The organism is Legionella brunensis, from assembly GCF_001467025.1.
Lineage (GTDB): Bacteria > Pseudomonadota > Gammaproteobacteria > Legionellales > Legionellaceae > Tatlockia > Tatlockia brunensis.
In genome coordinates this window covers 208,752-221,806 of sequence record NZ_LNXV01000036.1, presented here as the reverse complement: position 1 = coordinate 221,806, position 13,055 = coordinate 208,752, and the positions used below count along the sequence as shown (strand labels likewise).

Here is a 13,055-nt window from a genome sequence, read left to right as displayed (position 1 = left end):
TCGCAGGAAAATCTCGATTGTAAAACTTCATTCTTCCTAAAGTGCTTTGTCCTATACTTGATAAATACGTCTATCAAATTTTAGGCGAAAATATGTACCCTAAAGAGTTTTATTACCTGGAGAAACATTCGGAAACTTACTACGGTTATACTCCTACCAATAACCCTCATATAGGCAAATTAATCAAAGGTCAACCCTATTGGCGTCGCAATCAACTTATAAGTGATTTAAAAAAGAAAACCATTATTTTCGCTGATTGGACAAGTCATGGTTGGTCAATACAAAAAACAGAACTCGTGCAGAAAAAAATAAAAGAACTCATCAAGGATGGTTTTGATATTTACCTTAAGCAAGATGATAAGTTTATCCTATTAAACGAAGAAACGGTTTCTAGTTTATCTCAGGAAGAGATAAAAAGAAAAATCACTTTAGATTACAAAGAAACGATTACTTCCAATGCTCTTAAGCAATTACAATTAACTAGCGATCAAATTCATGTCTTAGATGACTATCAGATTGATTGTTTATTAGACACTGAAAATGCTTCAAAACCGCGTAATTTTTATGTCAATTCACAAGTGTGGAGTATGACCTTCAGTAATCGTAAAATTTACGAACCTTTTCTTCATCCTTTCAATCCACCTATTACCACCTTTGTGCAACAAGAGTTCTCATCGACCAGTATTTCCTATCTACAGAAGCAGAAAAAGAATTTCCCAGAACAATCCTATGCTGCTCAGTATCGCAATTTATATTTGAACTCCTCTGAAATCTCTACAATCATTAATGAAGGGGAAATTAGTATAGAAGGGGAAAGTTTTACTCGAAATGACCTACACGAAATTGAGAGGCTTCAAATTTCAGAAGAAGAGGTAATGACTGCCTCTAATTTAGAATGGGTACTTTCTCACACACCTAAGCTTCAACATCTAGAGTTAGATGCTTTTTCAGACTTGGTCACCGAAAGGTTTAACGATTTACACTTGTCAGAGCTAGCTTCGTTGAGTTTGAGGCATAACTCTATTAGTTCGAATAATTTAGTAAAATTAATTTCGAGTACTCCAAATCTTAGAGTTTTGAAGTTGGTTAGACTAACAGGAAGTAATCCTATCCCCCTGCAGAGTATTAGTTTCCCGAAACTCGAAGTACTTAACATAACAAGATGTAAGGTTCCTTTTTTAGATTTAGAAAGTTTGCTATCGCAAACTGTCAATTTAAGATCACTGGATTTGTCAGATACAGAGATTTCCACGAGTAATATAGAAAAAAAACTAGATTTTCCATTACTACAAGAAATTAATTTTTCGGGAAGTAATGTAAGTGATTTTAACATAAGGAAAATAGTCTCCGCAGCGCCTAATCTTAAATCATTACGAGTGAGTGGATATAAGGATATATTTAGAGATAATTCCCTCTCTATTCAACTCGATCAACTTGAAACGTTGGAGATATCCAATAGTAATTTATCTTTGAATGATTTAGAAAATTTATTAAAACGCACACCAAATTTAAAAAATCTAAAATTAACGAATTGCCCCAATCTAAAAGATGGCGTACTTGCGGCAAAACTTCCCAATCTTCTTTCTCTAAATCTCCATCAATGTCATTTTTCATCTATCTACAACTTATTATCTAGTACACCCCAATTAAAACAATTATCCCTCAGCAATTGTCCTGATATTCTTCAAAATTTCAAACAGACAGACTTAAGGGTTCTTAGTGAAATTCAGTTAACTAACTGTAGTGTTTCACCGTCAAGTTTGCAGCAATTACTTTCTAGCTCAACTCTTATAAACCACCTATCTTTAAATGACGAGCGCAACGATTCTTTTGCGGAATTATTACAAAACAATCACCTAGATGTATTAGAAAGTGCAGACTTTTCAGATTTGCCCGTTACGATAGAGCAATTAAAACAGTTTCTCTATAAAGCAACGAATCTTAAAACCATCCGCCTAACTCATTTGGTTGAACCAGATGAGGAATTACGTGGCCAACTGGAAAACATTAGGGTGGTTGGTCTCCCCACATCCAATGTTTCTGGCTCGACCAATAACAACTCTAAATCGCCTGCCACTGAATTTAATCAAGCCTACAAAACAGCGCAAGTTGATGCCGATACTCGCTTAGATCCACAAAAAGAGTTTAATTTTTCTCGTATCTTTTATCCAATAAACCCTTTAAACCCTCTGCCAGCAGCCTCTCATGATCGTTTAAATATTTTTGATTCTTTAAAAGTAACTGAAACGTCTTGTCCACTATCCAATGCCTTTTTGTTAAAAAAGGAATTACCTTTGGATTTAAAAACTTGCGCTATTGAAGCAAGCTCGCAGGATGTGTTTGATTTAGCAAAGCAATTAGAAGAAAAACTCGAAAATTCTGAAGAGCTTTTCTATGGCAAACAAAAATTTAGACTCAATCAAGAGTGGCAACCAATTCCCTCTCTGGCAGCAAATGAAACCATGACTCACTATCACGTGGATCCTCCCGATGATACGGTCGAAATTCAATATTCTGTTAGTAATAACCAGTACTACATTCGCTCTAAAAATCAAGGGAAAGAAATTAATTTGGATTTTATCTTAAAAATTCCCAATCAAAAGACTCCTTTACCAGATAATATCCGCGTGCTTGTTGATTATTTTAATCAGGAATTTAGAGCTGGCCCTTTGACCTATGATAAATCCCTGCCAACAGGTCAAGATTATTTACGTTATCTACAAGAACAAAGAAAAGGAGCCTGTCGCCACCGGGCAGTCGTATTTAAAGCCGTCATGGAAGAAAAATTCCCAGAGATTCCTGTACGGATTATTACCAATCAATGTCATGCTTTTGCTGAAATAAAAATAAATGAGCAATGGCTTCGTTGTGACTTAGGCGGCTATCCTGCGGCCTTAAATATTAATGAGGGTAATAATCCTCATCGCAAAACGGGAGATGCCGTAATTTCGCGTGTGGTTATGAATGAGATTAGCGAACAAGAAAAAACTTTCACCAAGCAACTTGAAACCTGGCAAAAAAATAAACCAGCTGTTACTTCTTTGCAGGCTTATTGTCAACAGCTTGTACGCATCGGTGCAGACAAAAAACGCTTGATTGAAATGCCTAGTGATAAGGCGGTGGAATCCTTGCAACTTGCTCTACAATCTCATTGCAAAAACATTTCTCGTCCCATCTACTATATCAATTCACCGGAGGATTTAGTGTGCTCCGCCCCTTTTGTTAAACGTGAAGGTATTAAAGGGGTATTGCAAAAAGGCCCAGGCGGTCCTTTGCATGACTTTCTTATTCAATATTATGACAAAAGTAATCCGCCGGTTCTCTTGGTCAATTATGCTAATTTTAATGCCGATGACATTGTTAATTTTAATGGCCTTCTGGATGAAATACGGCAGGCTGATGGCACACCTTTACCTCAGGAAGCGCTTGTCATTGGCTTAATTAATCCCAGTAAGCCCGATTGTTATCAAGGCGAAGATTTCTATTCGCGCTTTGACCAAGTGGAAATCTGTCCTTTAACAAAACAAACCATCGAAGAAGCACTACCTGAATCTCCTGTCGTGGAAAAAACGAGCGATGAAAAAACCTTTGTTATTGATCTATATCACAGTGCTGATTGGGAAGAGCGATTATTGGGGCGATGGGGCATTGATAAAGATGATCTCTACTTTCAGGAGGGAGAATTACAAAAAGCCCTAGCCTCAAATTTGCCAATAGAAATAAAGAATGGCACGTGGGAAGATAAAAAATTTACTCGCTTGTGGCAACAAATAAAGATTCATAAAACCATTACTTATGCCAATCAAAAAATTGACATCCCAGAGAAGGTGCAATTTTTTAAAACGGAAGGTTATCCGTATTTAATTCCCAAAATGGCGCCTGTATTTATTCCTAATGCTGAGGTTCTTAATCCGACAAGATTATCGCAGTTCTTTTATCAATATCAGTACAATGCCCAACAGCAAATTTTAGAAAAGCGTCCCGGAATTTTAGAAAGTTATGCGAAAAAACAATTAATAGTCAATTTAACGCGTTTTTTGAACGATGATGAACAGGCCATGCTTTTGCTTGAATGCAAAAAACATGAAGTAAAGATGATTTTACGTTTTAACCCTGCTGGTGAACCTATTTCTTTCAATAAATCATCGTTAACAAAAACAGAAGTCATTACCAGCACAGATGTGGATACTACCGTAGCACAAATCACTCAAGACAGTAGAGATTGGCAAGTTATCGACGTATCCGAATGTGAAGCAGCCGATTTACTTTTTTCCATCAAGGGCCATTTGAATAAAGAAAGCTTACGTTTTGAATTTAGTGAAACAAAACAAGCCGTCTTAACTGCTTTAGCGGCTAATAAAAAGGTTATCTTAAAAGGAAGGTTTTCTAGCGAATTGGCTGATCTACTTGCCCCATTAATTCTTGAAAGGCAGAATTCCGGCGCTGAAGCAAATGGTAATTTGGTCATTGTTAGTGATGGCAAGAATGAAGAACAATTTTCTTATGCCGATCCTTCGAAACATGAGGTGAGTGTTGCCGATAAGAAACAACAATTAGCCCTGGAATTTCCTTCTTCTCTTGTAGACACACTCAGTGATTCTCTTCTTGAGAAAGAATCATTAAGCAAGCTCCAAGCTCGTCTTGCTTTTCAAAAAAAACATCCTACTTCATCTACGGATGATGCCTGGAAAGGAATGCTTGGTTTACCCGCAGCCATTAAACTTCCTGAATTTGATGCAATCCATAGTTCTGAAAAAGCAGCGTTATTTGTAGAGGGAAGACTCACTGCAGTCAATGACATTTTAGATAACTCGCCTTACGTTTTTCTCACCGGTTTAACCGCTGTTGGTAAATCAACTTTCGTTGAGAAAAGTTTAAATGACAAACAAAATACGCTTTATCAAGGAGAATCTCGGTTGCTTGATTGGGCTACCGATACCACGGATGCACGCAAGATTTTATTTATTGATGAAGCCAACATCGGCGGACGTCAATGGAGTGAATTTGAAGGTCTATTCAATAAACCTCCCGGTCTTTTAATTGATGGAAAATATTACCCTTTAACGAATAAACACAAAGTGGTTTTCGCCGGTAACCCATTAAATTATGGTGGCGAACGACAGTTGGCACCCATTTTTGAACGTCACGGTAATGCTTTATTGTTTGAACCTATGCCTCAAGAATTTATTTATGAGGCTATCTTAAAACCCATATTTACAAAAACTGAACTGGAACCTGAGGCATTAAAAATAGCACTTCCCTTGTTGCAGGTTTATCGCTTTATTTGTGAAAGCTCCCTTACCGAAGTACGCATTTCAGCACGTGAATTGCAGATGATGGCATTATTGGTTTTATCTTATTCCAGGCAAAATCCCAAAGCAGATTTTAGTGGCGTTGCCGCACATTACGCTTATCAACTGGGTAAAAACCTAGTAGCTGAGGAACATCTCGCAGCATTTAATAAGCAATTTGCACCACAAAACCCATTGCCAATTCCTGACTCCCCCAGCAAAACACCCTCCATAAAATCTGATTTTCTTCTCACGGATTCCCGCCAGGCTGTTCGCCAACAACTGGATGATTTATTAACCTTACGACAAGTTCGACGTGAAGCCATGAGCAATCCGGCACAACAATATGGCGGTTTGGGTGGAATTGTCCTCGAAGGAGAACCGGGTATTGGTAAAAGTGAAATAGTAATGAGCACGCTAATTGAACATGGGTATCAAGAAATTTTCCCACATAGCTCCATCATACCCGAAAAAGCCTTTTACCGTATGCCTGTCAGTATGCAGGCTGAAGATAAAAAGAATTTATTACTTAAGGCCTTCGATGAAGGTGCCATCGTTGTGATTGATGAAATTAATAGCTCCCCTATGATGGAGCGGTTACTCAATGACTTATTAATGGGAAAAACCCCCGAAGGCAAGCGTCCTGTCAAACCTGGATTTTTAGTCATCGGTACACAAAACCCTGTGACTATGGCTGGTCGACAAGCACCTGGCAATGCTTTAGCAAGAAGACTTACAAAAGCGCTTCTACCAACCTACTCCCCGCAAGAAATGCAAGCCATTCTCGTTAACAAGGGAGTAGATTATACCGCTGCCATTGAAATGGTTGCTGCCTACGGCAAAAATGTAACGCTTGCAATGGAAAATAATTACACCCCCGCCCCTACTTTCCGTGATTTGTTAAGGTTAGCTAAACGCTATATTCTGGCTCATCAAAAAGTAGAATTAAAAACCAACGCTGAGCAAGCCGTTGCGAAAGATGATAAACAGGAAAGAGCACCCCCTCAATTAGCCATTGCTGAAGATTATGGGACAAAACAAATACAATTCAAATCTGTAATGCAAATTATGCAGATTCCTCCTGATAATCGGGACAACAATATTCAAGCAATTCTTAAATTATTTGATGATCCCATTTTACACGATAGCCAGGCTCTATCACTTCTTGCCACTATCAAAGATATTATTTCGAATATTAATCCCAATGATGAAAGAGATATCTCTGCCAATTTACTTAAAATTAGGAAGCTGTCTCAAAATTACGATTTAAAAAGTGAAATGAATCCCTATATAACTCCAGTTCTTAATTCCTTCATTAAAAATAATAACTTTAAAACTATTCGCGAAACTCTATCAGAAACCCCAGAATTAGGAGTGATTGTTGGAGGGGAACTCTCTAGTTCGAGAAAAGTTGGTAGCTAATCAGCCCTGAAATATTCATTTAGTCCAATAAAATCAAAGACAGAAGGCATTTTCCGCGCTATTATGTTGCAAGTTTTTTACCGCTAATTACAAGCCTAAAATACCTTCTTACTTAAAGTTAGCTAGGCTTATGAAACAACATTGTCACATCAATCGGGTCAAAAACATATTGTTTGTTGCAAAAATCGCAAGTGACCTCAATTTGCCCTCGTTCTTGCAATAGCTGTTTGGCTTCCTCCTCACCAATAATTGTCAAGACTTGCTTCATTTTTTCTTCACTACAACGACATTGGAAACGAGGGATGCGGCTATCAAAGAGGCGTACTTCGGTTTCATGATAGAGTCTATATAGTAAGGTCTGGTTATCTAAATTTAATAATTCATGTTCACTAACTGTTTGCCCAAGTTGCACGGCGTATTCCCAAAATTGCTCCCGCTGTTGTGTATCTTGGCCAGGCATTAATTGGATTAGCATTCCCGCGGCTCTATCTTCATTCACGGCTAGCCATACGCGGCTGGCAATTTGCTCTGATTGTGCAAAATAGGCCATTAAGTTTTCACTCATTGATGTTGATTGGAGGGGAACAATACTCTGATAAACTTGCGTTTGATTGTATTGATTAATCGTTAGTACCATTTGTCCCTTCAAAAAGGCTTCTGCATATTCAATGACTTGCAAATCCTCTTCGTATTTGGCAAAAGCTCTTAGATGGAGTTGATGATCACATTGCACTATCAACAAAGGTAAACGTTTATCACCTTGGAATTGTAAACATAGATCGCCCTCAAATTTGATACTTCCTGCTAAGAGTAAGCAAGAAACAAGGGCTTCCCCCAATAAATTTTTTACCATAGAAGGATATGGACGTTGCTCCATAATGGTTTGGTAGGCCTCTTGTAAATGTGCAATTTCACCACGAATACTTGCATGCTCAAAAATAAAGCGTTGTAAGGAATCTAGTTCGTTCATTCTAACCCTATAGAATTTCAAATCTGCTCATTCTAGCATAAAGAAGATTGCACGCCCTGGTTTACCGCGCGATAATGGTCTTTTTTTGCGCGAGAACAGGAAAAAATGTTAAATCCACAACAAATGGCAGCAGTGAAATACATCGATGGCCCTTTGTTGGTCCTTGCAGGCGCTGGGAGTGGAAAAACGCGCGTAATAACACAAAAAATAGCCTACTTACTTGAAGATTGTGGTTATGCAGCCAATAGCGTTTGTGCTGTCACCTTTACCAACAAGGCTGCGAATGAGATGCGTGCTCGTGTTGCGGCTGTTTTGCCCGCTTCTGTTCGGCGCGGATTGAAAGTAGCCACCTTCCATACTCTTGGGCTTAGTATCCTTAAGCATAATGTGACTTTGTGTGGTTTAAAGAGTGGTTTTTCTATTTTTGATAATGAAGATTGTCTACAGCTCTTACGTGGATTTTTATCTGCAAACAAGGCGAATGAACGGGATTACCTACTGCAGATACAGCAACAGATTTCGCGTTGGAAAAATGACTTGTTAGGTCCAGATGATGTAGTAAATCGCATCGATGAATTTGCGATTGATGAGGAAATAGCGCGCATTTATCTTGGCTATCAACAAGCTTTAAAAGCTTATAATGCGGTGGATTTTGACGATTTAATTCGTTTGCCAGCCAATTTGCTGACTAGCAACACACAAGCCCGTGATAAATGGCAAAATAAAATCCGGTATTTACTCGTGGATGAATACCAAGACTCGAATGCTTGTCAGTACTTGCTGGTAAAATTATTAACCGGTGTTCGCGCTCAATTTACTGTGGTTGGAGATGATGATCAGTCCATTTATGCTTGGCGGGGAGCAAGGCCTGAGAATCTGGCACAGCTGCAACAAGATTATCCGCAATTAAAAGTGATAAAGCTTGAGCAAAACTATCGTTCAACAGGACGAATTTTACAGGTCGCTAATCATCTAATTGCCAATAACACGCATCTTTTTAGTAAAAAGCTATGGAGTGCATTAGGCCATGGTGAGTTATTACGAGTATTGGTGTGTAAAGATGATAATGATGAAGCAGAGCAGGTTGTTGCCGATTTAATTAGTCATAAGCTGCGAAATCGTACGCAATATGGTGATTATGCGATTTTATATCGTGGTAACCATCAATCACGGGTTTTTGAAAAGATTTTGCGCCATCATGGTCTTCCTTATCGCATTAGTGGTGGGCAATCTTGGTTTGCACGTACGGAAGTTAAAGATATTTTTGCGTATTTAAAGTTATTGTGTAATGAAGTCGATGACGCGGCTTTCCTAAGAGTAATTAATACGCCCAAACGCGGTATTGGCGAGACAAGTCTTGATGCATTAGGGCATTATGCGCAAACAAGGGGGCAAAGCCTTTATGGTTGTGCGGATCATATAGCATTGACTGAGCGTATTGCTGAGAAACCTCGCTTTGCTTTGGTACATTTCAAGCAGTGGCTAGAGGAAATTAAGCACCAATTAATGCATGCGAATGTGGTGGAAGTTTTACGTGAAATGATTGAAGAGAGTGGTTATGAGGCGTATGTCTATGAGCAAAGTGATACACCAATAAAAGCCCAAAAGCGTATGGATAATGTGTGGGAGCTTATAGAATGGGTAGGACGTTTGCTGGCCAAAGATCCCACCCAGCAATTAGCAGATGTCGTTAATAAATTAATTCTTATTGATATTCTTGAGCAATCCGATGAACAGGATAGTGAAACATTACAACTCATGACCTTACACGCGTCTAAAGGTTTAGAGTTTCCTTATGTCTACTTAGTTGGTATGGAGGAAGAGCTTTTGCCTCATCGCGTTAGTATTGATGAGGAGCAAATTGAGGAGGAGCGTCGCTTAGCCTATGTGGGGATCACACGTGCACAAAAAGGTCTTTGTTTAACCTTGGCAAGACAACGCCGTCGCGGCGGGGAGCTGCAGGATTGTCAGCCGAGTCGTTTTTTGGATGAATTACCACAGGATAGTTTGGAGTGGTTTGGCAAAACGGGTGAGCGTAACGAAGCCAAATCTAAAGCGTTAGCTAAATCTCATTTAGCCGGATTAAAAAGTCTATTAGAGTAATTGATATAAGTTGCACTTTTGTTGTCATAAGTACTTTCTATAAGGTAAGTTAGTAATTACTTTGCATGTCTCAATAGAAGGATTTATGAGTGCTGATGAAATAACTGCCAGTGATTTGTTTTTGCCAACGATGCTTGGTTCGTTAACACTTGCTAATCGAATTATCATGGCTCCCTTAACTCGTAGCAGAGCTGGGAAAGGGGATGTACAAGGACCTATGAATGCAGAGTATTACGCCCAGAGAGCCAGTGCGGGCTTGATTATTAGTGAAGCCACACAAATTTCGCAACAAGGCAAGGGCTATGCATTTACGCCGGGTATCTATTCCGAAGAGCAGATAGCTGGCTGGAAGCTGGTTACGGATGCTGTCCATGCAAAAAAGGGCCTCATTTTTGCACAACTTTGGCATGTTGGGCGCATTTCTCATCCCGATTTGCAGCCTGATAATCAACTTCCGGTTGCCCCCTCTGCAATTAAACCTATGGGACAAGCCTATACCGAAACGGGTTTTAAAGATTTAGTAACACCTCGCGCTTTAGAAACGGTAGAAATTCCAGAGGTAATCGAACAGTATGTTCATGCGGCCCGATGCGCCAAGCAAGCCGGATTTGATGGTATTGAATTGCACGCGGCAAATGGCTATCTAATTGATCAATTTATTTGTGATAAAACCAACAAAAGAACAGACTGTTATGGAGGAAGCTTGCAAAACCGTGTTCGGTTTCTATTGGAATTGTTAGAAGAGCTAGCTATGGTTTGGCCAGGCGAAAGAACAGGTGTGCGGCTATCACCGGTAAGTCCGGCCAATGACATTGCTGATAGTAAACCCATGGAGACATTTTCATATGTGGTCAAAGCAATGAATCCATTTAATCTGCTATATCTTCATTGTGTCGAGGGGATAACAATCGGGCCGCGGAAAATTCCTGCTGATTTTAATTTTGCGACACTACGCAGCTTATTTAATGGCCAGTATATGGCTAATAACGGCTATGATTTTGACTTGGCCATCAAAGCACGGCAAGAAAATGCGGCAGACTTGATTTGTTTTGGTCGTGCTTTTATTGGTAATCCAGATTTAGTCACTCGTTTGCAAAAGAGAGCCCCATTAAATGAAGCCCCCAAAGAGCTATGGTATGCCGGAGGGGCGCATGGGTATATTGATTGGCCTACATGGGATGAGCAAAAGAGTAAAATGTAAGTTGGACTGTAGCCAACTTACATTGTTTAGTTTAAGCCGCTGGCGAACTAATTTGATCAGGTAACTCTTCTAAAAAGGCTTGTGTATGAGTTTTAGCGCCCTGATGGTTAAAGAAACGTTGTTTGCTGTATACCGTTTTTTTCTGCTCCTCTTCTAAACGCTCTTTCACCGCGGCACCTTGACGCAAGTCCTTTTGTAAGTTATTTAATTCATTTATTTTTTCATCAGCAATATTCTTGTTCCAGAGCGTTTTTTCTAAATGTTTTTCTTTAAAACGTTCGATACGGAAAATTGCATATTGAGCTGACCAGGTTGTGGAAGGACCCTCGGTTCTTGTTAAGTGGACATGGCTGATTTCTTCTAGTCCATTTTGTTTCTCCCAAGCTTTTTTAAAGTCCAGGATTTTGCGAGAGGTATCTTGGTTGTTTTTACTTGCCCAGCTATCCCATGCTGCTGCAAGCGCATATAAGGGGATAAATAAAGTTTTCAATAACCGAGTAGGAATATCAACACTATGATCATGACCATGATTAGATGCCAGGCGTTCCTTTAATAAATCCTTTGTGTGAGAGGCTTGGTGCTCTTGTGTTTCTTCGTGATTATGATGATGTTTTTCATGTTTGTGCTCAAAAAAGTAATGCACGTCTTCAAAGCCTTCACTGATAATTCCCAGTAATGCTGAGAGGATTTCGGGAATCCCTGGGACGCGATCAGCTGTGACTCCAATACTGACTAAGTGTCCTAAAAAGAAAAGAATACGAAGAGGAGTTACGGTAAGTTTTAATAAAATACGCGCGGGATTAAAAATTTGTAGCCAATTTTCTCTTGCTCTTAAATTACTCCAACTTTCAGCGAGTGATTGACTAAGACGCTTTAGTAGGCTGCCTTTTGCTTTGGTGGCTTGATTAATCATTTCCAAGGATTCACTCGTATTTTGTAAGTTAAATACTAATGAAGACATTCCAGTAATGATAGGATTGATAATTCCCATGACAAAGCTGGGTAATTTGCCCATCCAGCTGAAAAGTGGGCGTGTATTTTTTACCACAGTCCACCAAGTGCCTGCTGTACAAACGGTGAGAGCAACGGCTAGGCTAACCAAAAGAACGGCTGTTAGAGCAATAAAAACAGAACGTGGATTTATACCTTTTGATAAGTCTTTGCGAATCTTGTCATACCATTTGCGAATGGTGTCATTGTTGATCATATCTGTTACTGCATTGAACGTTAAAAAACCATAAGCAGCACCAGCAATGACAGCCATAGGGACAATAAAAAACGGCAGCATGGTAAAGGGAATAGTAGCTAGTACAGGAATAACAGAAAAGGCTTCTACTAATAGATAGGTGGTACCTAAGCCCATGAAAAGACCGGCTAGAATACTAAAAAGTTTGACTTTATTAAACGTACTACGACGTTGTTCAAATTTAGCTTGCCAGAGTTCTTTCTCGTGTGTTTGCAGCCATATTCTTATTTCATTCTCATAAGGTGAAAGGTTGGTCTCATCTTTGTTTATGGCAAAGAGTTGCCGAGTGAACCATTTTTCCATATTCCTTAGAGTTTTCTCGATATGTTTTTTCTGCTTAAGGCTTTGTTCGTCAAGCCGCTTATGATCGAATAGATGCAGTAATTGCAATTGTTTTTCATAATCCTTAAAAAATTTAGGACAATCGTTGGCAGACGTATCCTCGGGAAAATGGGTCAGCAGATATTCATTGGCAAGGTGATGCTTTAAATAGTCTCGCTTAAAAAACAGCTTGTTTAAAGCGCCTTTGATGTTTTGTAAATAAATTTCTCCCTCATAAGCAACAGAAAGAAAGAATGCGCCAAAGGCTAAAGGCAAAACGGGCCATAATACAAACATGCCACCAAAACTTAAAAAACCAAGAATAAGGCTTGCGCCAATGGTCAATAGTATCAGAAGGAGGTAGTAAGGGATTTTTTTTGCTTTCATTGTTCACCAAGTAACCAGACGAAAAGAAATGAAACTTTATAACAAATGAAAATGATTATCAATAACCTGAAGAACAAAAAAAAATCATTGCTGACATCAAAAGGATTAACGTAA

General features: G+C 39.1%; 5 protein-coding genes. 3 read left to right on the top strand and 2 right to left on the bottom strand.

Annotated elements, in window-relative coordinates:
* Positions 1 to 92: 92 nt before the first annotated feature.
* Complete coding sequence (locus tag Lbru_RS15220) at positions 93 to 6,713, top strand: AAA family ATPase (protein ID WP_058442976.1); 6,621 nt, start codon at positions 93 to 95, stop codon at positions 6,711 to 6,713.
* Between the two features lie 118 nt (positions 6,714 to 6,831).
* Here Lbru_RS15220 and hslO read toward each other — a convergent pair whose 3' ends face one another.
* Complete coding sequence (hslO, locus tag Lbru_RS15215; RefSeq protein WP_058442975.1) at positions 6,832 to 7,683, bottom strand: Hsp33 family molecular chaperone HslO; 852 nt, start codon at positions 7,681 to 7,683, stop codon at positions 6,832 to 6,834.
* Between the two features lie 105 nt (positions 7,684 to 7,788).
* Here hslO and Lbru_RS15210 point away from each other — a divergent pair, with 105 nt between their 5' ends.
* The gene (locus tag Lbru_RS15210) at positions 7,789 to 9,786 is read left to right on the top strand and encodes a UvrD-helicase domain-containing protein (protein WP_058442974.1); all 1,998 of its coding nucleotides are present in this window, start codon (positions 7,789 to 7,791) and stop codon (positions 9,784 to 9,786) included.
* Between the two features lie 85 nt (positions 9,787 to 9,871).
* The gene (locus Lbru_RS15205; RefSeq protein ID WP_058442973.1) at positions 9,872 to 10,987 is read left to right on the top strand and encodes an alkene reductase; all 1,116 of its coding nucleotides are present in this window, start codon (positions 9,872 to 9,874) and stop codon (positions 10,985 to 10,987) included.
* Positions 10,988 to 11,018: 31 nt separating this feature from the next.
* Here the strand turns inward: Lbru_RS15205 and Lbru_RS15200 are convergent, their stop codons facing one another.
* Positions 11,019 to 12,941: a hypothetical protein gene (locus Lbru_RS15200; protein ID WP_058442972.1), complete on the bottom strand. Its 1,923-nt coding sequence runs from the start codon at positions 12,939 to 12,941 to the stop codon at positions 11,019 to 11,021.
* Positions 12,942 to 13,055: the final 114 nt, after the last annotated feature.

Bases quoted from the DNA above. Each gene is read 5' to 3' on its own strand.
- Lbru_RS15220 (WP_058442976.1), top strand. From the start codon at position 93: ATGTACCCTAAAGAGTTTTATTACCTGGAGAAACATTCGGAAACTTAC.
- hslO (WP_058442975.1), bottom strand. From the start codon at position 7,683: ATGAACGAACTAGATTCCTTACAACGCTTTATTTTTGAGCATGCAAGT.
- Lbru_RS15210 (WP_058442974.1), top strand. From the start codon at position 7,789: ATGTTAAATCCACAACAAATGGCAGCAGTGAAATACATCGATGGCCCT.
- Lbru_RS15205 (WP_058442973.1), top strand. From the start codon at position 9,872: ATGAGTGCTGATGAAATAACTGCCAGTGATTTGTTTTTGCCAACGATG.
- Lbru_RS15200 (WP_058442972.1), bottom strand. From the start codon at position 12,941: ATGAAAGCAAAAAAAATCCCTTACTACCTCCTTCTGATACTATTGACC.